Source organism: Lichenicola sp. GTC18331, from assembly GCF_055386855.1.
The window spans coordinates 424,811-450,000 of the sequence record NZ_AP045015.1 but is presented as its reverse complement, the minus strand read 5'-3'; the positions used below and the strand labels follow the sequence as shown (position 1 = coordinate 450,000).

Sequence of the window (25,190 nt, the reverse complement as noted above, 5' to 3'; positions counted from 1 at the left end):
GGTGGACTGGTAGAGTATACCAAGGCGCTTGAGAGAACGATGCTGAAGGAACTAGGCAAATTGCTCGCGTAACTTCGGGATAAGCGAGACCCATATGTGGGCAACCATGTGTGGGTGGCACAGACCAGGGGGTAGCGACTGTTTAGTAAAAACACAGGGCTCTGCGAAGTCGAGAGACGACGTATAGGGTCTGACGCCTGCCCGGTGCCGGAAGGTTAAGAGGAGGTGTGCAAGCACTGAATTGAAGCCCCGGTAAACGGCGGCCGTAACTATAACGGTCCTAAGGTAGCGAAATTCCTTGTCGGGTAAGTTCCGACCTGCACGAATGGCGTAACGACTTCCCCGCTGTCTCCAGCATCGGCTCAGCGAAATTGAATTCCCCGTGAAGATGCGGGGTACCCGCGGTCAGACGGAAAGACCCTATGAACCTTTACTGCAGCTTTGCAGTGGCATCAGGAAAATGCTGTGTAGGATAGGTGGGAGGCTTTGAAGCCGGGGCGCCAGCTCAGGTGGAGCCATCCTTGAAATACCACCCTGAATTTTTCTGATGTCTAACCGCGACCGGTCTAGCCCGGTCCGGGACCCTGCATGGTGGGCAGTTTGACTGGGGCGGTCGCCTCCCAAAGTGTAACGGAGGCGCGCGATGGTGGGCTCAGGCCGGTCGGACATCGGCTGCTGAGTGCAATGGCATAAGCCCGCCTGACTGCGAGAGCGACAGCTCGAGCAGAGACGAAAGTCGGCCATAGTGATCCGGTGGTCCCGCGTGGAAGGGCCATCGCTCAACGGATAAAAGGTACTCTAGGGATAACAGGCTGATCTCCCCCAAGAGTCCACATCGACGGGGAGGTTTGGCACCTCGATGTCGGCTCATCACATCCTGGGGCTGGAGCAGGTCCCAAGGGTTCGGCTGTTCGCCGATTAAAGTGGTACGTGAGCTGGGTTTAGAACGTCGTGAGACAGTTCGGTCCCTATCTGCCGTGGGTGTTGGAGACTTGAGAGGAGCTGTCCCTAGTACGAGAGGACCGGGATGGACGCACCTCTGGTGCACCGGTTGTCGCGCCAGCGGCATAGCCGGGTAGCTACGTGCGGACAAGATAATCGCTGAAAGCATCTAAGCGAGAAACTTACCTCAAAACCAGGTCTCCCCGAGGGCCGTGATAGACCATCACGTCAATAGGCCAGATGTATACGTGCAGTAATGCACTCAGCTAACTGGTCCTAATCGCCCAATAGGCTCAATCACAGGTCTTTGCCCTCAAAAGCAAACACCAAACACATGCATAGAAATCAACCACAACTCCAAAACCACTCACACCAAAACGCACCAACCCCACACGCCCAACGCACACCAACGGTGCCTTGGACGACCTGGTGGCCATGGCGGGGAATGATCCACCCGATCCCATCCCGAACTCGGCCGTGAAAACCCCCAGCGCCTATGATACTGCGTCTCAAGACGCGGGAAAGTCGGTCGCCGCCAGGTCTTCCAAAGCACCCAACCACACACACCACCACCGCGGGGTGGAGCAGCCCGGTAGCTCGTCAGGCTCATAACCTGAAGGTCACAGGTTCAAATCCTGTCCCCGCAACCAAACAAATCCAGGCAGAACGCATCATCACCCCGACCCAAAATAAGGGCCGGGGTTTTCATGCGTGACCGCGCGTCCTCCCGTGTCGAAGGATTCAAGCGCAAGCCTGCCGTCATGTTCCGGCCCTGCTTGATAAGGCCCGACCTTACAGTCTCTCTGCGATCGCCCGTGCAGCCGCCGCTTTCGCCGTAATCTCCGTCCATCCGTGGGCGTCGATATCGCGGGCAGTCGCGATTCAGGACCCCCCCAGAGCGAACACGTTCGGCAAGCTGAACCAGGACGACGCCGTTTCCTCCGAGATGCCGCCGGTCGGGCAGAATCTTGCCGACGGAAACGGACCGCCGAATGCTTTGAGCATGGCGGGACCGCCGGCCGGGGCGGCGGGAAAAAACTTTACCGCGCAGAAACCGAACGCCATCGCCGTCATCAATTCCGAGGCAGTCTGCACGCCAGGGATCAGGGCGAGCCCCGCCGCGCGTGCGGTACTCAGCAGGGCAGGCGTCGCGCCAGGGCTGAAACCGAGCCCGATGCCGAGCGCACGGCTGACGTCCACGTCCCGATCGCTCAGAATCGTACCGAGCGCGACGATCGCGTCGGGTACCTCCCGACGGATCGCCGCCGCCGCTGCCGCGCCGGCCTTCGTGCGGAGCGTCACCTCCAGAACACGGAGTCCTCCTCGCACGAGCGCGCGTGCCAAAGGCACAGCGTCCTCGACGCGCTCGATGGTCAGCACCGGGATCACCGTCGGCTGAGGGGGCAGGAGATCGAGGGCCTGGCTCATGCCGCATGGCCCTCCCGGGCCGCAAGTTTGGTGGCGATGTCGCGGGGGATCAGCGCGCCGCGTGTCCGGATCGCCACGGACGCGGTGCGGTGGCCGAGACGCGTCGCGTCGAACGGTCCCGCTCCTCGGACACGGGCGGCGAGATAGGCACCGTTGAACGCATCCCCCGCGCCCGTGCTGTCGATGACGGTCGTGACCGGTTCGGCGTTCACCCAGCGCCGCGAACCCTCGAACACGCAGAGGGCCGGACCGGAACCGTCCTTGACCACGATCTCGCCGACGCCGAGGGCGGCGAACCGGTCCGCGGTGGCACCGGGCGAGGTGTCGCCGAACAACTCGGCTTCATCCGAAAAGCTCGGCAATACGATGTCGGACACGGTGGCGGCTTCGCTCGACAGGTCCCGTGCTTCCTCCGCATCGCGCCAGAGACGCGCACGGTAGTTGGGGTCGAACGCGATCCGTGCGCCATCGGCTCGCGCCTGACGCAATACCGAGAACAGGGTCCGCCGTCCGGCTTCGGGCAGGATGGCCAGGGTGATGCCGGAAAAGAACACCATTGCGGCGTCCGCGACCGACATGGCCAGATGGTCTGGATCGTCGGCGAGCGTGGTGGCGGCCGAATCCCGTCGCCAATAGGCGAAGCTGCGTTCGCCGTCGGTCAGCCGTATCGCGTAGAGACCGATCGAGCGCACCGGGTCGCGTCGCACTGCCGACACATCGAGCCCGCTCTGCTGCATGAAGGCGAACATCTCGTCGGAGATCCAGTCTGTGCCGATCGCCGTGACGTAGCGGACGGGATGCGTATCCATCAGCAGGCGGCTCGCCCAGGCAGCGTTGAACGTGTCGCCGGCAAAACCGAGCCGATGCGTGTCGGCGTCGGCCGGCGCGATCTCGGCCATGCACTCGCCGACGAAGACAAGGGGGAGGCGGCTGGATGGCATGGCGATGCTCACATCACGGTTCCGAGCTGCCAGGGGACGAATTCGTTGTCGCCGAGACCGTTCTCCTCGCTGCGGCTGCGCAGCCCGGAGGCCGTGTCGATCATCAGATCCAGCAGATCCTCGGCGAGTTCGTCGATCCCGACCCCGTTCAGCAAGCGGCCAGCGTCGAAATCCATATCCGACTCCATGCGTCGGAACATCTTGGTGTTGGTGGCGATCTTCAGCGATGGCGTCGGCTTGCAGCCGTAAGTCGATCCGCGTCCCGTGGTGAAGCAGATCAGATTGGCGCCCCCAGCCACCTGTCCCGTGGCGGAAACCGGATCGTATCCGGGGCTGTCCATGAAACACAGCCCGGGACGCGTCACGGCGTCCGCGTACCCATGAACGTTCATCAGCCCGGTGGTGCCGGCCTTCGCCACCGCTCCGAGCGACTTTTCGAGAATGGTCGTGATTCCACCGGCCTTGTTACCGGGGGACGGGTTGTTGTTCATGTTGCCGCCGTGCTGGGCGGTGTAGTTTTCCCACCAGCGTATCTGAGCCATCAGCCGCTCGGCCACCTCGCCGTTCGCCGCGCGGGCAGTGAGCAGGTGTTCGGCGCCGTAGATCTCGGGTGTTTCCGACAGGATGGCGGTGCCGCCCTGCGCGACCAGCCGGTCCACTGCGGCGCCCAGGACCGGGTTGGCGGTGATGCCGGAATAGGCGTCCGAACCACCGCATTGCAGGCCAACGACCAGATGCTCGAGTGATACCTTCTCGCGCACGATCGCGGCGGCGATGGGCAACATGGCACGAACGGCGTTCACGCCTGCTGCCACGGCAGCACGGGTGCCGCCTGCCTCCTGAATGGTGATCGAGGCTAGCAATCCGGGCGTGCGCGTCGAGATGTTCTGCAGGAAGGGTGCTACCTGATTCACCTCGCAGCCGAGCCCGACCACGAGGATGCCGGCAAAATTAGGGTGGTTTGCGTAGCCGGTCATCACGCGGCTGAGCAACGCGAAGCCTTCGCCGTCGCGATCCATGCCGCAACCACTTTGATGGGTGATCGCCACCACGCCGTCGATACCGTCGAACGCGTCCACCTCCGCACGCATCGCATCGGCGATCATCCGGCAGACCGTGGCCGAGCAGTTCACGCTCGACAGCACGCCGATATAGTTGCGTGTGCCGACCCGGCCGTCCGGGCGCCGGATGCCGAGGAAATGCCGGGATGGTGCCGGAACGGTCGGCCGGAATTCGCAGCCCGCCGCGTCGGTGGCATGCATGGAGCCCATGTCGAGGTTCTGCACATGGACGTGCTCGCCGGGCACGATCGGCTGCGTGGCGTAGCCGATCACCTGACCGAACTTGCGCACGGCCTGTCCTGCCGCGATCGCGCGCAGGGCGATCTTGTGACCGTTCGGGATCGCGTCGCGCAGCGTCACGTCTGTCGCGCCGATGGCGAGGCGCTCGCCGGCCGCCAGGGTCTCCAGCGCGACCGCCACGTCGTCGGCCGGGTTGAGGATCATCGTCCGCTGCGCGGATGCGGCTTCCTGAAGCGGCGTGATATCGTCAGACATGGGATGAACTTTCCAGTGCAGCACACAGGTTCGGTTGCGCCATGCAGGGCGCCAGACGCGCGGCGGCGTCACGCATCGGACGGAGGCGGCGTCGCTTCTTCTCGTCGTGGTTTTGCGCGATGTCCGAGAGATGGTGCGCCAGAAACGGATTCAGGAATCTCTCCCTCACCGTCTCGACATAGTCGTCGGCCGCCGGACCGTCGCCAAGCAGCGCGAACACCGGCAGGATCTCGTGTTTCCACGTCTCCTCCAGAACCGCCCGGCTTTGCGGGTCCGTCATCGCCTGCAGCACGGTTCGGTCCGCCGGCGCGCCATGCCGCAGCCAGTGCTCGGCCAGCATCGTGTGTCCGAGATTCAGCAGATGCAGCTTGCGATGTTCGAACGGTGTCAGATCCTCCGTGAGGATCATCGCTGGATGACGGCAAGGTAGAACAAGCCTGGGTTGCCGCTCGATCGCCCAAAGCGCATAGGGTTCGGCCACTGCGCCCACGGGCGATAACGGCTCGGACACGATCCGGTCGACGAGGCTGTTGGCCCAGACGACGTGTTCGGCCAGGTAGACCAGCAGATCGTCCGGCTCGCGACGTTCGCGGGCCAGTTCGGACACCAGCCCCCGCAAAACCGCTCCGTTGCCCGACAGCAATTCGCACGGCATCACCGTCAAGGCCGCGTCGGGCCGTTTCTCCCAGCGCTCACGCAGCAGCGCCAGTAATTTGACGGGAAAGCTCTCCGGTGGGCGTTCCGTGTCGAACGGCGCCGTTCGGTCGGACGCCGCGATCGCGAAACCGCTCTCGCCTGTGTTGGAAAGAATGACGTCCGCTTGCTCGACCGCGATCCGGCGGATGGAGGGCCAGTCCCGGTTGGCCTGTAGCGCCCGCGTGATCGAGCGCACGCGAACGGTGTCGTCGACCGGCTGGCCGTCACGCAAACCGCGCAAACGTACGGGATAGCCGTTTCCGGCAGCCATCGCCGCGATGCGGGCCGCGCTGCTCGGATTGCCCGTCGTCTGCACCACCGTCACGGGGCCGAGCGCAGCGCCCGTTTCCATGGCCTCGGAAATGAACAGATCGGCATGGGCCTGCAGGAAGCGGCTGGTGCCGAACTGGAGGATCGGTGTCCTCATGACAGTTCGACCAGCGCTTTGACGACGCCGCTTGCCGGATTGAGCAATTCGGGAAAACGGTGCGGCACCTCGTCCAGAGAAAGCCTGTGCGTGGCGAGAGCATCGGTTGGCACACGCCCGGCGCGTATCGCCCGCACCACCGTGTCGAAATCTTCCGGCGTCGCATTCCGGCTACCCAGAAGCGTCATTTCGCGCTTGTGGAACTCGGGATCGGAAAAGGACAGCGTGGCACCGACGATCGACACCAGCACGTAGCGTCCGCCATGCGCGACAAATCCGAAACCGCGTTCCATGGCCTTCGGGTTTCCGGTCGCGTCGAACACGATGTCGAAGAAGTCGCCGTCGGTCAGCGCGGAGAGCGTGGCCTCGTCGTCGCCGCCCAGGAGCACGGTGTCGGCGACCGGAAGATGGCTGCGTGCGAAAGCCAGCCGGTCCTCGCGCCCGTCGAGCATCACCACGTGTGCGCCGGCTTCCGCCGCGAACAAGGCGGTCGCTAGTCCGATCGGGCCCGCGCCGACCACGAGCGCGGTCTGGCCGGGCGTGATCGCGGCCCTGCGCGCCGCATGGGCGCCGATGGCCAGGAACTCCACCATGGCCGCCTGATCGAGCGTCACGCCGTCCGCCTTGCGCACGAGCGAGCCGGGCAGGGACAGATAATCCAGCATGCCGCCGTCGCGATGCACGCCCAGCACCTGGATGTTGCGGCAGCAATTGGTCTTGCCGGCGCGGCAGGCATTGCAATGCCCGCACGAGACGTAGGGAATCACGAACACCACGTCTCCGGCAGCGAGCCCGCTTTCCGTCGGAGCCTCGACCACCACACCGGACAATTCGTGTCCCATGACACGTGGATATGCGAGATAGGGTTGATTGCCGCTGAAGATATGGAGGTCCGTGCCGCATACGCCGACACGTTTGATCTGCACGAGCACCTCGTTGGGCGCGCGCCCCGGATGCTGCCGTTCTTCCAGCCGCAGCACGCCCGGCCGCTCGCACACAACGGAACGCATCATCGACTCCGATCGGAAGGCTGCACGGGAGGCAGCCGGTAGAAACGTCGCGCATTGGCCGAGAAAACCGCCTCATGCGCCGAGGCGGGCACCAGTGCCTCGCAGCACCGCGCCCAGGCGGCGTAATCCTCGGCGAGCAGAAGCACCGGCCAGTCGCTGCCCCAGATCACCCGTTCCGGACCGAACAGGGCGAGCAGCGTTTCAACGAAGGGCGCAACGGCTTCAGCCTTGTTGGTTGCCGCACCGGCTTCGGTGAACAGGCCGGACAGCTTGATCTCGACCTGCGGCCGTTCGGCCAGGCGCGCCAGATCGTCGCGCCAGCCGGCCGAAAGCCCCGCGGCGATGTTCGGCTTGGCGCCGTGATCGATCACGATCGGCAGGTCCGGATGGCGTTGCGCGAACCGCAACAGCGCAGGCAGATGCTCGGGCCGCACCAGGGCATCGAAACCGAGCGAGGCCGCGCGCATGGCGTCGATGGCCGGATCGAGGGCGGGATCGTCGATCCAGTCTCGTTCCGGCAGATCCTGCAGCATCGGACGCAGGCCGCGCAGCGTCCGGTGGCGAGCCAGTGCCGCGATCGTCACGGCAGCATCCGGCGCCTTGAGATCCGCCCAGCCCACCACGCCCAGGATCATCGTTTCGCGCTCGGCAAGATCGAGCAGGAAGCGGGTATCGTCCAGGCTGGGGAGGGACTGCACCGCCACGGTGCCGGCTATGGAGGCGGCGGCGAGTGCCGGCCGCAGATCGTCGGGCGAAAAGTCGCGATGGATGGCCGCCAGCGACGCCGGCGGCCAGCTTCCGCGCCTCGCATCGAGACGCCAGAAATGCTGATGCGCATCGATGCGTGCCAGGCTCATCGCACCGCGCCCGGAACCGGAGCCGCTTCGTGCAGCAACGCGCTTCGCTTCAGCTCCTGCCAGAACGCATCAGGGATCGCGACATTCATCCAGTCGATGCTTTTGCGGAACTGCTGCGCGGAGCGTGCGCCGACCACGCAGGACGCCACTGCGGGATGATGCAGCGGGAACTGGATCGCGGCAGCCGAAAGCGGCACGTCGAAGGCGTCGCATAGTTGGCGAAGCCGTCCGGTGCGCTGAACGATCTCGTCAGGCGCGTCGCCGTAATTGAATTTGGCATTTCCGGCCAGAATGCCGGAGTTGAAGACGCCGGCCGCAACGATGGCGACACCGCGACGCGCGCACAGATCCAGAAGATCGAGACTGTTTTGTTCAAGAAGCGTATACCGGCCGGCCAGCATGGTCGCGTCGAGATCGAAACGCTCCAGCGTGTCGGCGACCACGTCCGCCTCGTTGACCCCGAGCCCGATCGCACCGATCTGTCCCTCGGAACGAAGCCTGTCCAGCGCCGCGAAACCGCCGCCGTTCGTCAGTTGCTCCCAATAGTGGTCATGCCGTTCGCCGTGCGTCAGGCGGCCGATATCGTGAACATAGACGATATCGGCACGCAGCATGCCAAGCCGCTGCTGGCTGGCCTCGAAGGAACGTAGAATCCCGTCATGGGTGTAGTCGTAGGTCGGCCGGAACGGCAGCGGCCGTACCCATTCGCCTTCGATCTCCCCGACCGACGCGTCGGGCAGCATCAGCCGCCCGACTTTCGTACTGAGAACGAAGCCGTCTCCGTCTCGCCCTTCGGCCAGAACGCCGAGGCGGCGCTCGGAACGCGTGTATCCGTAATAGGGTGCAGTATCGAAGTAGCGCACCCCCGCGTTCCAGGCGGTTGAGAACAGATCCTCGCAGTCCGAGAGCGGAACCTCGCGATATAGTCCGCCCATCTGCGCGCAGCCGAGGCCCAGCAGGCTCACGCTGACCCCGCCGCGCGGGAGTATTCGCCGATCCGATACGTTCATACTCGGGACTGCCTTTTCATGACGGCGGGGGAGGGCGGCTCAGTACAGAACGTTCTTGGCTTCGGGAGAATCGATATTGGCCTTGGTGACCAGCACCACGCCGGTATCGATCTGCTTCGGCACCTTCTGGTGATCCAGAACCTGCAGCACCGTCTTCAGGCCGCGTTCGCCCATCTGGTAGGAACCCTGTACGGCGATCGCCTGCAGCGTTCCGTCTTTGATGAAGTTCTGAAGATCCTCGTTGCCGTCGAAGCCGACGGCGACGATGCCCGTCCGTCCGGACTGCTTCAGCGCACGGGCCATGCCGATCGCCGTCGGCTCGTTCGCGCCGAACAGGCCGACCAGATGCGGGTGTGCGGTGAGGACGTCGGTGGTCTGGTTCAGCGCCGTCGCCATCTGGGACTGCGAGTAGTACGGGCCCACCACGGTCATCTTGGAGTGGGACTTCAGATAGTCGAGGAAACCACCCACGCGTCCGATCTCGGACCCGACGCCGGCGACATAGGACATCACCGCCACTTCGCCGGTTTGTCCGGCCTTGTCGATGAGCGCCTGCGCGCAGAGTGCGCCCGCCTTGCGGTTATCGGTGGTCAGCAGGGACTGGTAGTAGCGCGCACCGCCCGCGCCGAGCGGCGAGTCGATGATGATCACCGGGATATGCGCTTCCCATGCGGCCTTCACGGGCGGAATCAGCGCATCGGGATCGGACGGGGCCAGCACGATGCCCGCCACGTGACGGTTCACGGCGTTCTGCACCATGTTGACTTCGTCGGCGACGGCGGATTCGGAGGCAGGGCCCTGGAACGTCATCCGATAGCCGCTGACGCCGGTCAGGGCGGACTGCACGCCTTTCTGCACGTTCTGCCAGTAGTTCGAGTCCGTGGTCTTGACGATCACGGCGATCTCCTTGTCCGCCGCCAAACCGGGCGTGGAGGCTGCCGCGAGACCGGCCGCGGCGGTCGCGCCGAGTAGGAGTCTCTTCCACGTTCTCGTCGTATTCTTCATGGATGTTTCCTCGTTCCCGGGATGCGGTCCGGTTTGTTCCGGATCGTCGTGGTCAACGGCGGTTGCGAAGCTGATCGATCCAGACGGTGAACAGGATCACGAGGCCGATGATGATCTGCTGCGTGAAGGACGACACGCCATTCATGTTCAGTCCGTTGCGCAGGATTCCGATGATGAAGGAGCCGATCGCCGTGCCCGAGATGGTGCCGATGCCGCCCATCAGCGACGTGCCGCCGATCACCGCGCCGGCGACCGCATCGAGCTCGTAGGCGATGCCTTCGTTGGGCTGTCCCGTTACCAGGCGCGACATGAGGATGCAGCCGGTCAGGCCGGCCAGCGTCCCCGAAAGCACATAGGTGAAGAGCGTGATGCGGCGCACGTTCACCCCGGACAGGCGCGCGGCTTCGGCGTTCGAACCGACGGCGTAGATGTGGCGGCCGAGCACGGTGCGCGTCAGCATCAGCGACACCAGGATCATCAGCACGACCATGATCACCACGGGATACGGAATGCCGGGGAACGACACCGTCGGGAACCCGTCGGAACCGATGCTCTCGACCCGGAACAGCGACCCGTTGCCCAGCACCCCGAAGCCCTGGCCGAGACCGGACACGGCCCGGGCGCCGGTGATCTGCAAAGCGAGGCCGCGGGCGACCATCATCATGCCCAGCGTGGCGATGAAGGGAGGCAGACGCAGCCTCGTCACGACCAGCCCGTTGAGCACACCGCAGAACGCGCCTGCAAAAATGCCGAGCAGCATGCCGAGCCAGACCGGCATGCCCCCCTGAACCGCCAGTGCGGCGATCACGCCGCTCAGCGCCAGGATGGAGCCCACGGAGAGATCGATGCCGCCGGTAATGATCACGCACGTCATGCCGACGCCGAGAATCCCGATCGACGTGACCTGCAGGGAAACCGTGAGGGCGTTGTCCACCGACATGAACGAGCGACTGGTCAGCGAGAACGCGATCACCAGGATCATCAATCCGCCGAAGGCGGCGAATTTCTGGATCATCTCCCGCCTGCGCTCCGTGGAAGCGAGCCGTGGCGCCGGGGAGTCCGAAGGAGAACTCACGTCGCTCGCATCACGCTCCTCCTGTCCGAGGCGTGTCGAAAGGATGCCGTTCATGCCGAAGCCCCGTGCTCGGATCGCTGATGCGAGGACGCCGCCGACGCGCTTGGGCGTCCCGAAGCGTAGTGCATGATTTCTTCCTGGCTGGTGCGAGCTGTTTCCAGAACCGTGGCGATGCGTCCGCCATGGAAAACGGCCACGCGATCCGACATGCCCAGAATCTCGGGGAGGTCGGAGCTGATGAGGACAACGCCCACGCCCTGGGCCGCGAGCTCGTCCATGATGCGATAGATCGCGAACCGCGCGCCGACATCGATGCCGCGCGTCGGCTCGTCGAAGAACATCAGACGTGAGCCGCGGAACAACCACTTGCCGATGATGATCTTCTGCTGGTTGCCGCCCGACAACAGCCGGACCTGCTGCGCGGCATGCGGCGTACGGATGCCGAGCAGGTCGATGTATCGGTGTGCGACCTCTTCCTCGCGCGCATGGTTCAGCAGGCCCAGGCGGGAAGATACGGCCTCCGTGTTGGCCAGCGTCATGTTGGTCGCGACCGACATCTTGATCGCCAGCCCCTGGGCCTTCCTGTCCTCGGACAGATAGGCGATGCCGTTGCGGATGGCATCGGCAGGATTGTCGATCGCGAGCGTGCGCCCTTCGAAATGCAAACTGCCGGAATCGAGCGGATCGGCGCCGAAGATGGCCCGCGCCACCTCGGTCCGTCCGGCGCCGATCAGGCCGGCAAAGCCCAGAATCTCGCCCCGTCGGAGGGTGAAGCTGATGTCGTGGAACGTGTTTTTCCGGCACAGACTCGTTGCCTCGAACAACACATCCAGGCTGGGTCGGCGCGTGGGCGGCGGGAATTTCTCGTCCAGCGAGCGGCCGACCATCAGCGCGACGATGGCGTCGACGCTGGTTTCGGCGAAATCGGCGGTGCCGACCGTGCGGCCGTCGCGCAAAACCGTGACGCGATCGACGATCTCGGCCATCTCGTCCAGCCGGTGCGAGATGTAGACGATGCCGACGCCGTCGCAGCGCAAATCCTGGATCACCCTGAACAGAAGCGCGGTTTCCGTTTCCGTCAAAGACGAGGTGGGCTCGTCCATGATCAGCACTTCCGCGTTGAGAGAAAGAGCCTTGGCGATCTCCACCATCTGCTGCTGGGCGACCGACAAGCGGCGCACGGGCGCCGTCGGGTCGATCTGCACGCCAAGCCGATCGAGAAGTCTGCGCGCCTCGGCCACCATCCGGCGCCGGTCGACGAAAGGACCGCGTCGAGGCTCGCGGGCGAGAAAGATGTTTTCGGCGACGTCGAGATGCGGGATCAGATTGAGTTCCTGGTGGATGATGGCGATGCCAGCCGCCTCGGCCTCCAGCGTCGATGCGAAATGCCGTTCCTCGTTCTTCAAAAAGATCGAGCCTTCGTCGGGCCGTTGCACGCCGCTGACGATCTTCATCAGCGTGGACTTGCCGGCGCCGTTTTCGCCGCACAGGGCGTGCACCTCGCCGCGACGCACCTCGAAATCGACCGAGGCCAGGGCGATCACGCCGGGGAAACGCTTGGTGATGCCGGTCAAACGCAGGAGCGGTGCCTGCGCGCCTGCGGTAACGACCGGTTCAACGTGTCTGGCCTGTTCGATCACAGCCGTTCCTCCGTGACGCCTCGTTGTGTGGGTGTGTCGATCACCCATGGCGCTTGCTGGTCTGACCAGCTTATCATCCGATTTAGGAGCACCTGGCCTGACCAGTCAACCGCAGCCACGGTCTTAAAGACGTGGACGGGCAGAATATCGGCGAGAATGGAGATAAAATGACGGAACTGATCAGGCCAATTGAGACGAGGCGGCTTTATCAGATCGTGGCGGACAGGATCCGTGCAGTCATCCTGTCTGGCCAATTCCAGCCCGGCTCACGTCTGCCGGGTGAGCGCGAACTTGCGCAGATGCTGGGCGTGTCCCGACCTTCGCTGCGGGAAGCGCTCATCGCGCTGGAAATCGACGGCAGTGTGGAGGTCCGCATGGGATCGGGCATCTATGTCACGGCACCGAGGTCCGGCACGGAGGGCGTCGACGCCGTTCTCGGCGACAGCCCGAGCGAGATCATGCAGACCCGGATGATCCTGGAGGGCGGCGGGGTCGTGCTGGCCTGCGCGCGGCTGGCGAAGACCGATCTCGATGCACTGCAGACGCTTCTCGGGTCGATGCGCGACACCATCGAAGCGGGACAGGTGCCGCTGCAACAGGACCGGGAGTTCCACGTGTTGCTGGCGTCGTTGTCTGGCAACAGTGTCGTGTCCAGGCTGGTCGGATCGCTGTTCGACGAGCGGAAGGGCGCGATTCTGGTGCGGCTGAGCCGCGAGTTCGAAAGCGGACTGACGTGGAGCGCGGCGCTGTCGGAGCACGAAGCCATCGTCGCCGGGCTGGAAGCCGGAGATCCTTTGCGCGCGCAGGCGGCGATGCGACACCACCTCCAATGTTCGACGGAACGCTGGCTTGGCAGCTGACCATCCCAGCGTGCCACGTGGTCGTGACCGATGACGATGATCGCCTCGACAGGTCCGTTCGCCGTTCGGGAGGGGTTGCTTCGAGCCGAGAGCGCGCGGTCTGCCCAGAAGTGAACGCCTGATATCTGGTGTTCCAGGATCTGGCGGCAACCGATAGTCCCGCCGTCGAAGAGATGCTGGACAGCATCCACGCCGGAGTTCGCAGCCCTGTCTCCGGGGCCGAAGGGGGCACTAACTCTGGCGATCGGCTGGTCGCGTGGTACGAGGCCAGCGTCCCGCTTCAGCAAACTGAGGCGTTTCCGATGCGTCGCCTCACGCTCCGCAACGGAATTTTCCGCCTTCTGGGCTTATCCGGCTCGCCGGGCGATGGTTCGGTTACGCGGTGAGGAAGCAGATCCTGCCGCATCGTTGCTCCATGCCGCCGCCACGGTGACGCGGCGGCGGCACAGGGCGGTTCAGCGCACGATCAGCCCAAACGGCCGGGTGTCGGCGGCGACCGGAAGCGTGACCGTCTTCGCCGGTTGGGCGGTGAGCCGTCCGGTGTCGGGATCGAAGTCGAATACGTGGATCTTATTGCTCTTGCCCTCGGAGGCGGTGGAGGCCTCCTCCTCCAGCGCATACAGGTGGCGCTGGTCCGGCGACAGACCGATCTGGAAATAGCCGCCGGCACCGGCATCGACGGCGCGCGACACCTCGACGGGTTTCGCGGGATCGACAAGGCTGAACACCGAAACCGAATCGTCTCCGGTGTTGGATGTGAACAGCCACCTCCCGTCCGGCGACACCCGCAGCCAGCAGAGGCCCGCTCCGGTATCGGCAACGGTGGTGACGAGGCTCAGCTTGCCGGCACGGTTCCAACGGTAGACGCCGACACGGTTGACGTTGACCAGTCCGGCATAAAGATAGGGCTGGGTCGGGTGCGCCCAAAGTCCGAGCGCCAGTGCCTGGGTTCCGTCGACAACCGGCGGCTGCACGTCGTCCGTGAAGGAGATCGATCCATTCGCGTTGCGCTCGAACGCGGCGATGCTGCCGCCGGCCGGGAAGCCGGTGCCGAACAGGAAACGGCCGGTATCGGTGGACAGAACCTGGGTGGGATCCGATCCTGCCGGGAGTTCCACGGCGTCGAACGGTTGCCGTAGCGGGAAACCGCCCGGCAGCACGTCGATGGTCTGCGCGTTCGGTGCACCAGCGGTCTTCGCCTGCGCAGGATCCTCGCTGCTGTTCAGGACGATCAGGCGATGGCCGACCCGGCCGATCGAGATCGGCGTGCTGCCGCCGGAAGGTGTCGGCCAGCCCAGCAGGTTGGACAGGCTGCCATTCGGCGAAACATGAAACGCCGTCAGGGTGTTCGAGCCCGGATTGACCGTGAACAAGGTGTCCTGGTTCCGGCTGAGCACCAGTTGCTGGTCGTTGTCGAACGGACCCAGCGAGAAGGAAGGGTCGACGAAGCCAGTGCCGCCTGTCGCGAACGGCGAGCCCTTGATCTGGCTCAGGCTGCCGTCGGCGGCGATGCCGTAGGCAAAGACGCCGTTTCTGTTCGCCTGCGGGTTGTTCGACGTGACATAGACCACGTGTCGCGTGATCGGCAGCGCCGCGTCGTCGGCGACCGCTGAACCGGCGGTCAAACCGATCGCAGTAGCCGCCGTAAGGGCTGACCGGAAGGAAAATAGGAACCGTAATCTGGAAAGGGTCATGTGTTGTCCTCCTAGACTGACAACACGTTCGTTCGATCTGGCGAGAAGGTTACAGCCATCGACGATTTTCGCGTCGGAGTGGTGGCTCAGATGCGCCGCCCGGTCGAAACCCGCGCTGCATCGCAGCGGTCTTCCTCAGGCTCTGATGAAATTCATGGCGACGCCGTTCATGCAGTAGCGGAGACCGGTCGGCCGAGGCCCGTCGTCGAAGACGTGGCCGAGATGGCCTCCGCAGTTCGCGCAGTGCACCTCGGTGCGCGACATCAGTAGACTCTCGTCAGCGCTTGTCAGCACCGCATGCGGCAACGGCGCCCAGAAGGACGGCCAACCCGTTCCGCTGTCGAACTTGGTGGCGGTGTCGAACAGCTTCTGCGCGCAGCCGGCGCAGGTGAAACGACCCGGCGTCGACACGTGCAGGAGCGGAGAGCTCCAGGGCATCTCTGTCCCCTGGTTCCGCAGCACGTCGTAGGCCGCCGGCGACAGCATCTTGCGCCATTCGGCGTCGCTGCGCCGAAACGGAAAGGATTCCGGCGCGGTTCCGGCGTCCGCATGTCCATTGCGGATGAACAGGCAGGCGATCAGCGCGGCGCCGCTTGCGGCGGCGAAGGTGCGTCTGGTGTGGTTCGGCATGGGCGTGCTCCGTTCGGACGGCTCGGTGTGTCCGAAGACGCTTTTCGGGACCAAAGACCGATCGGTTACAGTCTGGGTTGAAAGATGTTTTCGCCACTCCGGCAGCCGTCCTGGTCGAACGCCGACATTCGTCCGCACGAGCGGCATGCCGGCGAGCGTTGCGGAAAACGGACTATGTCGCGCCAGGCGAATGGTCAGAGCCATCCATGCGTCGCATGACAAGAAAAAACGGTCATCGGGTGTAACCGGGGGGTGCCTGACGCCGAAATCCAGACGGTCGCTTTCTCTGGAGAACGCCATGTCGCCATCGGTTCCCGCTCCCCTGCCTGTGTGGTTGCCACATTTCGCGAGAGACAGCGTGAAGGCATCAGATCTTCCAACGTCGAAGGATGCCTTGTCGCCTGATCAGCCGCAGAACTCGTCCGCCGGGTGGCGCACTCCGACCGATCCCGCAACCTCCGATCGCGAATGAACGGAACGGGGAGGCTTGCCTCTGGCGGACCTACGGCAGCTTGCCTGCTTCGTCTTCAATCGATCGCATCACCCAGCATACGACACCCGTGCAACGGCTCCGGACGAGGTTCGCTCGTCTCACGGTTCGGAGCGCCGCCTCTGAGGTCATGGACATGGCATTCCTTCGATCTGCATCATCGGCATTCGTCGCAGCGATCTCCATGCTTCTCATGGACCCGCTCGATGCACGGGCCGCGGATGCCGCCCATCCCACTGTCGTGGAGCTGTTCCAGAGCCAGGGCTGTTCATCCTGTCCGCCAGCCAACGCGGCGGTCATGGCCCTGACGGCCGACAGGCCAGACCTGCTGATGCTGTCCTGGCAGGTCACGTACTGGGACGACCTCGGCTGGAAGGACACGTTCGGCGATCCGCGCTTCACAGCACGGCAGCGCGCGTATGCGGCAGCGTGGAGACGGAGCAACGTGTTCACGCCAGAGGTGGTGGTGAACGGGCGCGCCGACCTGGTCGGCAGCGACCCCGCAGAGCTTGCTGCCGTGGTCGCCAGACAGGATCGCGGCAATGGCGGTCCCTCGATCGCCTTCGAGCCCGGCGCGGTCACGGTATCGGGTGGGACGCTTGACGCCGGGACACCTCTGCGCGTGCTGTTGGTGCGCTACGACCCGCGCGTGATCGACGTGCCGATCCAGAGAGGCGAGAACGGCGGCAGGACGCTTCCGCACCGAAACGTTGTGCGCGAGTTCGACGTGCTAGGATCGTGGTCTCCGGGCGAGAGCCGCCGCTTCGTTCTGCCCGCACCCGCCAACGCGGCGCTCCGGGACGCGGTCCTTGTGCAGGCAGGTGCCGGCGGCCCGATCGTGGCTGCTTCCCGGCGTATCGGCTCCGGCAGTTGATGCCCAGACCTGAGTGTTCCGGTCCAGGCTTCATGGCATATGTCTAATGTCATTCGACGGCCTCTGGAGGATCCAGATGCCGAAGTTGCCGATGTTGTTCGAGGCGCAGATGTACCGCCTGCAACCGCTTTTCCCAGTGCAGCATGGTCAACATCGGATGGACGACCGCGAGCCTACGGTGGATCGTGGAACGCAACTGTTTTCCGGCTTGCTGCGGACTGCTCTTCAGACGGCGCTCTGGTGGGTGCCAGCAGTACGATGCCATCCGGTCCGTGTGCCACCACTGCGTAAGTCCGCCGGAAACTGTCCATGATGGGATCGTATCCGAGCTTGCGCGTCGCATCCTGGTGCAGAAACGAATCCGGCTGATCTTCGAACAAGGACAGCGCGCGTTCGTCGACCAGGGCGTGGAAGCGATCGATCGGACCGCCCGCCAGCACGCTCTGGGTCAGGTTGAAAAGATCAACCTCGAACGGCTTTCCCGCCCAGTAGCACAGGGACAGATAATGGCAGCCGACATCGCCCTTCGCGGCGGCGAGTGCGGCAATCACCGGGGCCCAGGCGCGTTGTTCGGCATGGCGGTCCCGCACGGCGTGCCACGCGATCGGCAGATGCCATGGCACCGCGCCGATCACGGGAGACATTGCGAACATCATGACGAGTGCAGGCGAGAAACGCGTCTGCGCCGCTTTCTTCCAGGCGCCCAGCACCAGCCCTGCGCCGAAACAGGCGGCGATCATCGCCTCGAAATGCGCGTTGTAGTAGACGCCTTCGCCCATGCGTTGCAGCGTGCCCGTCACAAGCGCGATCACCACGAACAGCGCGGCGAGAATCACGCCTGGCCCGGCGGTCCGGCGTCTGAGCAACAGCGCCATCAGAAGCAAGGCCGGAAGCAACGGCGCCAAGCGGTTGATCGCGTGGGTCAGCAGGTGAACGCGGAAGATGCGTTTGTGGTGGAGAATGTCGGTAAAAGCGTTCGGCCCGTAAACCCAATCGATCGCTGCGGCGCCAAGCAGCAGTCCCGTGATCGCCGTGCCGATCCAGACTAGCCCCGCGCGCGGCCGCCGCCAGCACAGCCACAGCGTCGTCGCGATCGGCAGCGCGACCAGATTGTGCTTGATGAATCCCCCAGCAAGCACGAGCAGGCAGGCCAGAACGATCCGTCCCGTCTGCAGCCGCTCCCGCTTCAGATCCGCGCCGAGCAACACGGCGAGCCCTGTCAGCATGGTCGCATGCGCCAGCCATTGCGGGTCGTCCATCGCCACGTAGCCGTGAAAGAACGTCGCTGTGATCAGCAGCAGCAGAAGCGCACCGGCCCAGGCCGCGCGCGCGTCGCCGCCCAGTCTCCGAATGCAGGTCGCGAGCATCACGGCGCTCCACAGCAGGCTCAGCAGCGCGATCACCCGCCCCGCCAGGATCATCTCTCCACCGAACAGGAAACGTCCCGCCGCACCCACCAGCAGAAAACCGAGCGGCGGGTAGTTGTTGAAAACGAACGTGTCCGGGCCTGGATAAAGTGGCCCCTTGTTCGCAAACACCGCGCGCGTATCGAAACCCGCGTTCCAGCCTTCGTTGTAGTTGATCGGAATATGCAGCGGGATCGTCAGGACCGGTCCTGCCAGAAGAACCAGCAGCAACAACGCGCCTGCAATCAGCACCGCATCGAACGCCATCTTGTCGCGATGCCGATCGTTCACGGGCTTGCTTTCAGGAAACGCAGGATCGCATCCGCTGCACGATCGCCCGCGCCGGTCGCTTCCGTCGAGAATGTGTGCCGGACGGCGTCGTTCTGCGCGGCGTCCATGTCGTGCGGCGCGGCCATGGCCTGCTCGAGTGCTGCCGGCAGTTCGGACGGGTCCCGCAGCACGCGGCCCAGCGCCCAGTGCGCGTAGTCCGCCGCGCGGCTCGCGTCCGGGCGATGCGTATCGAAGAAGATTGCTGGGCGCGGCTTTCGAATCCATTCGTAGATCTGGCTGGAAACGTCGCCGAGATAGATGTCGGCGCCACGGACATAGCTCATGTCGATCGACCGGTCGCTGCCCGTATCGAGCAGAATGTTCGGCCGTCCCATCGCTTCGCGTGGGATGCCCGGACGCCATGCGGCGCGCTTATGGATCGGGGAAATCTGCACCGTTCGCTTGAACAGCATCACATGCGGTGCGAACACCAGATTGAAGTGCTCCTGCGACGCGAACCAGCGCAGGACGTCCTGGCCGAACCGATACCAGGACGAGAGATGCGGGTTGAAATGCGGATTGTACAGCACCGTCGGCTTGTCATTGTCGAACAGACGTGGCGCCGGTGCGTCCAACAGATCGAATTTCGGATAGCCGACGATCGCGGAGTTCTCCTTTGTGACCAGTCGCGCTTCAAGCATCCTGTCACGCACCTTCTCGCCTGACAGCAGCACCAGATCGAACCGGCGCGTGGCAGGCAGGAAGCCGGCCGCGCCGTCGCCGGCGCCATGCGGCACATAGATCAGCTTCATCCCGGACAGTTCAGGCCGGTCACGCAGCCTCGTGGAGGTGATTTCCGGCACCACGAGCGCATCCAGCTTCGCGAAACTGCCGACATTCTCGCGCAGGATCGCCAGACGCCGAAACGGCACCACATGGCGCAGCACACGATCGAGCCCGTTCGCCAGCGGTCCGACGTCGAGCATGGTGAAGCGCACCGCCGACGGATCCGGAAGCAGGCGTTCGGCCACCGCGCGTTGTTCTGGAGTCGAGCAGAGGATCTCCACCGCCTCGCCGCGACGGGCGAGTGAAGCGGCGATCGGAACCGTATGCGGTACCTGATGCGTCGCGTCGTGATTGTAGAGGAAACCGATCCTCATTGGCCCGCACGCAACCTTTGTCGAATCACGCCATCCAGGCGCGACCACTTTCCGTGCAAGGACGCATCCATCCGTTTGACGTCAATCAGCGACACCGGCCCCGCAGCGGACAGCGTGTGCAGCCCGTCCGTGCACGGCGCCATCCAGCCCGGTGCCTCGAGCGTTTCAGTGTGGTGCGCGACGAAACCGCTCCTATCCAGCCTTGTGATCTCCAGACCGCGAATGGCGCGGCCATACGTCCCGCGGCAATCCTGCACCGGCAGCACGGGAACGCCGTCGCGCAGGAATACGGATCCACCCGGCCGTGCGCCCCCGAGATCCACCAGCACGGGGTTGGCCGGATGCAGGCGCCACGGGCCGGTCAATGCGGGCGCGGAGGCCAGATGCAGATGCGAGCGGCGCGCGCTCTTCTGTCGCGACGGGGTGTAGAACAGCCACCACATCCCATCCTGGAACCAGGGTGTCGCGTCGATCGCGGCGCCGTCGAGCGGAATGGTGCAGACGGGCTCCCAATCGTCGGGAAAGCGACGGGCGCGATACAGGGTCAGCGTGTCACTGGAGAAGGCTTCCGGAAGCATCCAGATCTCGCCGTCCGCTTCGAACGCCACGGGGTAGGACAGATGCCACGGCTCGCGCAGCACGACGCGTCGGTCCTGGAGCCGGAATGCGGAATCGTAGCGCAGCATCTCGATCCGGCCGATGCGCTCGCGATAATCGAACGCTTCGGCGAACACGGAGAGCGCGCCGTCGCGCCACAAACCGAACGGATCGGCGAGAAAGCGTCCGTGCGGCTCCTCCGGCAGCCAGATCGTGCGGCCGGGATCGATGCCGTCGCGCAAGATCGACGCCTGATCCTGCCGCACGATCGCGCAACGCCACAGATCCATCGGACGCAACAGGCTCATGCCCGGCCCAGTGCGGCCAGGATCGCGTCGGCCGCCCGAACCGACGGGCTGGGGTCGAGCGTGCCCAGCGAGGCGGCGGCCTGGGCGATCTGCCGATCGCGGAATTCGCCATGGCGCGCCTGCGCACGCGCGATCGCCGGCATCAGCGCGTCCGGCTCTTCCACCACCTCGCCCAGATGCCAGTGCGCGAAGCTCGGATCGTCCCGCCACGCGATGCGGGACGGGTTCAGGAACACGCAGGGGCGGGGCCGCACCAGGAACTCGTACACCTGGCTGCTGACATCGCCGACATAGATGTCGGCGGCACTCGTGTAGCTCATGTCCAGCAGCCTCTCCGACCCCACATCCACCAGGATGTTGCCGTCGCCGCGCGCCGTCCAGGCCGCGCGCGTTTCCGCCGAACGACGGCGGAACATCTTGATGTGCGGCGCCACCACGAGCGCGAACCGGTCCTGCGACGCGAACGCCGCCAGCATCGGCTCGATGAACCGGTCCCAGGAGCTCAGGCCCGGCGCCTTGTGCGCGTTGTAGAGCACCACCGGACGCCCGCCGCCCAATGACAGTTTTGCATGCGCGCCCAGCCGCTCGCCGGTTTCCAGCTTCACCGGCCCGACCACGGAATGATTGTCCGGCCGCACCAGCCGCTCCGCCAGCATCCGCTCGGCGATGCGCGGCCCGGACAGAAGCACATGGTCGAAGCGTCGCACCGGGCCCGCGAAGCCGCGCGCGCGGTCGCCGTAGCCGTGCGGATAATAGATCAGCTTCGGCCGGGTGATGCCGACGCGACGGGCCAGCGCCACCGTATCCTCCACCGCCACGATGGCGTCGAAGTTGTTCAGAAGGGCGCGGTTGTCGAACATGCAGAGCGTCTTCTGCATGCCGAGACGCCGGATGCGCTGCAACGCCCGCGTCGCCGGACGGACGCGAAGCCGCTCGGACGCGCCGCCCTCAACCCCGTAGGCCCGCCCGATCCGCTCCAGCACCGAAGGCGTTTCGGGATCGTTGTGGAAGCTGCGCACCCGAACGCCCGGGCGCGACGCCAGCGCCAGAGCGATCGCCGCCCCGTGGTAGCACTGGTAAGCCTCGGCGATATAAAGAAAGGCGATGTTCATCTCCGCCCGTATGTAGAAAGAATTGGCTCCCCACGGAACAAGCGGCACGGTGGCGCCGATCCTGCGCAATCTGGGCTGGCTTCTGGCCGGCAAGGGCGTCGGCGCCGTGCTCAGCCTGGTCTACCTGGCGCTGGCGGCCCGACGGCTGGGGCCGGAACAGTTCGGCCAGTTCACCCTCGTGCTCGGCACGGCGCAGGCGATCGCCGCTTTCGTCGGCTTCCAGTCCTGGCAGATCGTGGTGCGGTTCGGGGCGCAGCGCCTCGGCGCGGGCGGCGAGGGGCCGTTGTCGCGGCTGATCGCGTTCTGCGTCTCCATCGACATCGCCGCCGCCGTCGCCGGCTGCGTCCTGGCCTGGGTCGGCGTGACCCTGATGGGGCCTCGCCTGGGATGGTCGCCGGAGCTGTCCCGGATGGCGCTGCTGTTCTGCGCCACCATGCTGTTGTCGGTCCGGTCCACGGCGGTGGGCGTGCTGCGTCTGCTGGACCGGTTCCGTCTGGGCGCCGTGGCGGATGCGACCACGCCGATCATGCGCTTCGTGGGCGCGCTCGCGGCGGTGGCGGCCGGACCGAGCGTGTTCGGCTTCCTGCTGGCCTGGGGCGTGGCCGAGATCGCCACGGCCATGGCGTACTGGATCGCGGCGCGGCGCACCGGGGGCGCGCTGGTGCGGCTGCCGCGGCGGGATGATCTGGTGCGGGCGCCGCGCGAGAACCCCGACCTCTGGCGCTTCACCTGGACCACCAATATGGCGCTGACCCTGGAGGCCGGGGCGCGTCAGGTTGCCGTTCTTCTGGTTGGGCTGCTGTCCGGCCCGGTCGTGGCCGGCAATTACCGTCTCGCGTCGCAGCTCAGCCAGGCGATCGTGCGCGTGTCCGACATGGCGGCCCGGGCGATCTTCGCCGAGGCCGCGCGGAGCAGTGCGTCCGGTTCGCCCGGCGGCGCGGCCGATCCACATCTTCTGCTGCGCCGGGTGTCGCGTCTGGCGATCGCGGCGGCGGGCGGTCTCGCGCTGGTGCTCCTGTTCGGGCGCTACGGTTTGCTGCTGCTGGGCGGCGCGGCCCATCTCGATGCGTTCCCGCTGCTGCGGCTGTTGGCCATCGCGGCGGCGATCGACCTCGCCGGGGTGGCGTTCGAGCCGGTGCTGATGGCGATGGGGCAGGCGACACGCACGCTGGTTCTGCGCGCCGTGTCCGGACTCGTTCTGCTGGCGGCGCTGGCGGTGCTGCTGCCCCGTTTCGGCGGGATCGGTGCCGCGACGGCGACGGTGATCGCCTCGGCGGTCGGTTTCGTTCTGTTCGGACTGGCGGCGCGGCGCTGCGTGCGTGCCCATTCCGCCCGATCATCCTCGCCGGAGCTGGTGCCATGAACCGTGCAACGTTTCGCCTGCTGCCCGTGCTGCTTCTGGCCGGATGCGCCGCACAAGCCGACGCTCCGGCGCCGGTCGCACCCGCGTCGGCGCCGCTGGTCGCGGTGGTGCCCGGCTCGCTCGACGGCATTTATCAGGGGCAGCGCGTGCCGGACATGGCCGGTCCCGAATGCGGTCTGCCCGACGCGATCGGCTTCGACGTGTCCGGCAGCACCATCCGCCTGCGCACGCACAAGCAGCGACGCGCCCTCGGCGGCAGCCTGGACACCGCCGGCCGATTCAGCATGGCCAGCACGGACGGCACCCGCACGGTCGCCGGTCGTATCGTCGGTGGCCAGCTCATCGCGCAGGAGGCGACGCCGCCGCATCATCGGCGGCACGATACCGGCGAGCCGGTGCCGGGCGGGGTGTGCACGGCCCGGATCACCGCGACGCGCGTGAGCGCGACTGCTGTGGACGGTGACTGAGATAAGAAGGTGTTCTTTCTTGAAAGAAAGAACCAAAGAACTTTCGTCCGTTTAGCTTTATACTAGGTTCTGTTGACGAAGTGCCTGATCCACAGGCGGGTTGAGGCGACGAGGATGAAGCCGAGGAAGCTGTTGGCGGTTTTGTCGTATCGGGCTGCCAGTCGGCGGCTGTGCTTGAGCTTCGAGAAGCAGCGTTCGACGAGGTTTCTGAGCGCGTAGAGGTGGCGTCGATGGGGCGTTGGTTTTTGCGCTTGTTCGGGATGACGGCAGCGACGCCCCTCGCGTCGAGATCGGCTAGGATGGCGTTGGCGTCGTAGCCCTTGTCCGCGAGCAGGACGTTGGGCTCGGCCATACCGGTGCGTAGCCTTTGATGTCGCCGACCTCGCCGCCGGTCAGCACAACGGCGACGGGCAAGCCCAGACCGTTGGTCCTCAGATGGACCTTGGTCGGGAGGCCACCTCGAGAGCGCCCAAGACCTTCGTCTTAAGGGCCTGACGCTTTTTTTTGAGCGCCGGCGGCGTGCTGGTGGGCGCGCACGATGGTTGAATCGATCATCTGCAGGCTGTCCTGGCCCGCACCGCTATCGTTTAGTGCCGCCAGCATCACGTCCCACACCCCTGCCAGTGTCCAGGGGAACGCGGCGGGCGCTTCGCAACGCTGTCGCCAATCTTGACGAAGGCCAGCGGGCATCAAGGTCGAACCCGAGCTGGTGGAAAGCGAAGCACGATACATTATGATTGACGGAGCAGTCGCTCTCCAATAGGCTTGGCGCGAGGACGAGTGATGGCGAGGCCCAGAAGCGACGAAAAGCGGAATGCGATCTTGGAGGCGGCGATCCGGGTGATCGCCGCTCAAGGTCTCAGTGCGCCAACGGCGGCGATCGCCAAAGAGGCTGGCGTCTCGAACGGTGCCTTATTCACATACTTCGAGACGAAGGCCGATCTCCACAACCAACTCTATATCGAGTTGAAGCGGCAGATGGCCGAGATCACAAACGTCGATGCTCACGCGACGGCGACCGAGCGTGCGCAACTCGAACGGGTCTGGAACGGCTGGGTCAGGTGGGCGCTGACGCACCAGCAGGAGCGCCGCGCGCTTTCACATCTCGGCGTGTCCGACGATGTGACGGCTGAAAGCCGTCGCATCGCTAGCGAGCCCTACGCCGATATCGAGCGGCTGCTTGATCGAAGTCGGAAGAAGGGCTCGATGCGAGACGTGCCTTTGATGTTCGTCGCGGCACTGGTGCTCAGCTTCGTCGACGCGACGATCGATTACGTTCGACAACAACCCGACCAGAGTGATCGATGCATCGTTGCTGGGTTCGAGGCGCTTTGGCGGGCAATAAGCTAGAACCGTGTTCAATAAAAGAGCG

At 65.1% G+C, this 25,190-nt stretch carries 21 protein-coding genes, 1 tRNA gene, 2 rRNA genes and 1 pseudogene (1 of these 25 cut by a window edge); 8 read left to right on the top strand and 17 right to left on the bottom strand.

Going from position 1 to position 25,190, the window contains the following annotated elements; translation table 11 throughout:
• The 3 genes from ACZ5BM_RS02090 to ACZ5BM_RS02080 all read left to right on the top strand — a co-directional run.
• Positions 1–1,243: ribosomal RNA gene (locus tag ACZ5BM_RS02090) — 23S ribosomal RNA — on the top strand; it begins 1,501 nt to the left of the window's first position.
• 124 nt (positions 1,244–1,367) lie between these two features.
• A 5S ribosomal RNA gene (gene rrf, locus ACZ5BM_RS02085) occupies positions 1,368–1,483 on the top strand.
• Between the two features lie 32 nt (positions 1,484–1,515).
• Positions 1,516–1,592: transfer RNA gene (locus ACZ5BM_RS02080), tRNA-Met, on the top strand.
• A gap of 232 nt (positions 1,593–1,824) precedes the next feature.
• On the opposite strand, the gene eda is transcribed toward ACZ5BM_RS02080, so the two are convergent.
• From eda to ACZ5BM_RS02030, 10 genes are all read right to left on the bottom strand, one after another.
• Positions 1,825–2,370 (bottom strand): beta/alpha barrel domain-containing protein, encoded by a 546-nt coding sequence (gene eda / locus ACZ5BM_RS02075; RefSeq protein ID WP_498909687.1) that lies wholly within the window; start codon positions 2,368–2,370, stop codon positions 1,825–1,827.
• On the bottom strand, positions 2,367–3,323 hold the full coding sequence (locus ACZ5BM_RS02070; RefSeq protein ID WP_498909686.1) for a sugar kinase: 957 nt from the start codon (positions 3,321–3,323) through the stop codon (positions 2,367–2,369). The genes eda and ACZ5BM_RS02070 overlap by 4 nt, the downstream gene beginning before the upstream one ends.
• The gene (locus ACZ5BM_RS02065; protein WP_498909685.1) at positions 3,320–4,867 is read right to left on the bottom strand and encodes a UxaA family hydrolase; all 1,548 of its coding nucleotides are present in this window, start codon (positions 4,865–4,867) and stop codon (positions 3,320–3,322) included. The genes ACZ5BM_RS02070 and ACZ5BM_RS02065 overlap by 4 nt, the downstream gene beginning before the upstream one ends.
• Positions 4,860–5,990 carry a mannitol dehydrogenase family protein gene (locus ACZ5BM_RS02060; RefSeq protein WP_498909684.1) on the bottom strand — a complete coding sequence of 377 codons (1,131 nt, stop codon included), beginning with the start codon at positions 5,988–5,990 and terminating at the stop codon, positions 4,860–4,862. The genes ACZ5BM_RS02065 and ACZ5BM_RS02060 overlap by 8 nt, the downstream gene beginning before the upstream one ends.
• Entirely contained in the window at positions 5,987–7,003 is a 1,017-nt protein-coding gene (locus ACZ5BM_RS02055; protein ID WP_498909683.1) for a zinc-binding alcohol dehydrogenase family protein, read from the bottom strand. Before ACZ5BM_RS02055 ends, ACZ5BM_RS02060 begins: the two co-directional genes overlap by 4 nt.
• Positions 7,000–7,857 (bottom strand): amidohydrolase family protein, encoded by an 858-nt coding sequence (locus ACZ5BM_RS02050; RefSeq protein ID WP_498909682.1) that lies wholly within the window; start codon positions 7,855–7,857, stop codon positions 7,000–7,002. Before ACZ5BM_RS02050 ends, ACZ5BM_RS02055 begins: the two co-directional genes overlap by 4 nt.
• Positions 7,854–8,822, bottom strand: a complete 969-nt coding sequence (locus ACZ5BM_RS02045) for an aldo/keto reductase (RefSeq protein WP_498909681.1) — start codon at positions 8,820–8,822, stop codon at positions 7,854–7,856. The genes ACZ5BM_RS02050 and ACZ5BM_RS02045 overlap by 4 nt, the downstream gene beginning before the upstream one ends.
• A gap of 84 nt (positions 8,823–8,906) precedes the next feature.
• Positions 8,907–9,872, bottom strand: coding sequence for an ABC transporter substrate-binding protein (locus tag ACZ5BM_RS02040; RefSeq protein WP_498909680.1), 966 nt, complete (start codon positions 9,870–9,872; stop codon positions 8,907–8,909).
• 52 nt (positions 9,873–9,924) lie between these two features.
• Entirely contained in the window at positions 9,925–10,887 is a 963-nt protein-coding gene (locus ACZ5BM_RS02035) for an ABC transporter permease (RefSeq protein WP_498909679.1), read from the bottom strand.
• A 110-nt stretch (positions 10,888–10,997) separates the two neighbouring features.
• Complete coding sequence (locus ACZ5BM_RS02030) at positions 10,998–12,587, bottom strand: sugar ABC transporter ATP-binding protein (RefSeq protein WP_498909678.1); 1,590 nt, start codon at positions 12,585–12,587, stop codon at positions 10,998–11,000.
• A 131-nt stretch (positions 12,588–12,718) separates the two neighbouring features.
• Here ACZ5BM_RS02030 and ACZ5BM_RS02025 point away from each other — a divergent pair, with 131 nt between their 5' ends.
• Positions 12,719–13,447, top strand: coding sequence for a FadR/GntR family transcriptional regulator (locus tag ACZ5BM_RS02025; RefSeq protein ID WP_498909677.1), 729 nt, complete (start codon positions 12,719–12,721; stop codon positions 13,445–13,447).
• Positions 13,448–13,902: 455 nt separating this feature from the next.
• On the opposite strand, the gene ACZ5BM_RS02020 is transcribed toward ACZ5BM_RS02025, so the two are convergent.
• Entirely contained in the window at positions 13,903–15,141 is a 1,239-nt protein-coding gene (locus tag ACZ5BM_RS02020; protein ID WP_498909676.1) for a lactonase family protein, read from the bottom strand.
• Between the two features lie 135 nt (positions 15,142–15,276).
• Positions 15,277–16,071: a peptide-methionine (R)-S-oxide reductase MsrB gene (gene msrB, locus ACZ5BM_RS02015; protein ID WP_498909675.1), complete on the bottom strand. Its 795-nt coding sequence runs from the start codon at positions 16,069–16,071 to the stop codon at positions 15,277–15,279.
• A gap of 374 nt (positions 16,072–16,445) precedes the next feature.
• Here msrB and ACZ5BM_RS02010 point away from each other — a divergent pair, with 374 nt between their 5' ends.
• Positions 16,446–17,135 carry a DUF1223 domain-containing protein gene (locus tag ACZ5BM_RS02010; protein ID WP_498909674.1) on the top strand — a complete coding sequence of 230 codons (690 nt, stop codon included), beginning with the start codon at positions 16,446–16,448 and terminating at the stop codon, positions 17,133–17,135.
• A 173-nt stretch (positions 17,136–17,308) separates the two neighbouring features.
• Here the strand turns inward: ACZ5BM_RS02010 and ACZ5BM_RS02005 are convergent, their stop codons facing one another.
• Genes ACZ5BM_RS02005 through ACZ5BM_RS01990 form a run of 4 tightly spaced genes read right to left on the bottom strand, consistent with a single transcriptional unit; the run spans position 17,309 to position 22,036 of the window.
• Positions 17,309–18,832 carry a hypothetical protein gene (locus ACZ5BM_RS02005; protein WP_498909673.1) on the bottom strand — a complete coding sequence of 508 codons (1,524 nt, stop codon included), beginning with the start codon at positions 18,830–18,832 and terminating at the stop codon, positions 17,309–17,311.
• On the bottom strand, positions 18,829–19,971 hold the full coding sequence (locus tag ACZ5BM_RS02000) for a CDP-glycerol glycerophosphotransferase family protein (protein WP_498909672.1): 1,143 nt from the start codon (positions 19,969–19,971) through the stop codon (positions 18,829–18,831). The genes ACZ5BM_RS02005 and ACZ5BM_RS02000 overlap by 4 nt, the downstream gene beginning before the upstream one ends.
• Positions 19,968–20,876 (bottom strand): glucosamine inositolphosphorylceramide transferase family protein, encoded by a 909-nt coding sequence (locus ACZ5BM_RS01995; protein ID WP_498909671.1) that lies wholly within the window; start codon positions 20,874–20,876, stop codon positions 19,968–19,970. Before ACZ5BM_RS01995 ends, ACZ5BM_RS02000 begins: the two co-directional genes overlap by 4 nt.
• Complete coding sequence (locus ACZ5BM_RS01990) at positions 20,873–22,036, bottom strand: CDP-glycerol glycerophosphotransferase family protein (RefSeq protein WP_498909670.1); 1,164 nt, start codon at positions 22,034–22,036, stop codon at positions 20,873–20,875. The genes ACZ5BM_RS01995 and ACZ5BM_RS01990 overlap by 4 nt, the downstream gene beginning before the upstream one ends.
• Position 22,037: 1 nt before the next feature.
• On the opposite strand from ACZ5BM_RS01990, the gene ACZ5BM_RS01985 reads away from it, so the two are divergent.
• Entirely contained in the window at positions 22,038–23,351 is a 1,314-nt protein-coding gene (locus ACZ5BM_RS01985; RefSeq protein ID WP_498909669.1) for a lipopolysaccharide biosynthesis protein, read from the top strand.
• Positions 23,348–23,818 carry a hypothetical protein gene (locus ACZ5BM_RS01980; protein ID WP_498909668.1) on the top strand — a complete coding sequence of 157 codons (471 nt, stop codon included), beginning with the start codon at positions 23,348–23,350 and terminating at the stop codon, positions 23,816–23,818. Before ACZ5BM_RS01985 ends, ACZ5BM_RS01980 begins: the two co-directional genes overlap by 4 nt.
• 62 nt (positions 23,819–23,880) lie before the next feature.
• Here the strand turns inward: ACZ5BM_RS01980 and ACZ5BM_RS01975 are convergent.
• Positions 23,881–24,063: pseudogene (locus ACZ5BM_RS01975) on the bottom strand (transposase); the annotation flags it as partial.
• 577 nt (positions 24,064–24,640) lie between these two features.
• Here ACZ5BM_RS01975 and ACZ5BM_RS01970 point away from each other — a divergent pair.
• A complete protein-coding gene (locus ACZ5BM_RS01970) occupies positions 24,641–25,168 on the top strand; it encodes a TetR/AcrR family transcriptional regulator (protein ID WP_498909667.1) in 528 nt (175 codons plus the stop codon).
• The last annotated feature ends 22 nt before the right edge of the window (positions 25,169–25,190 follow it).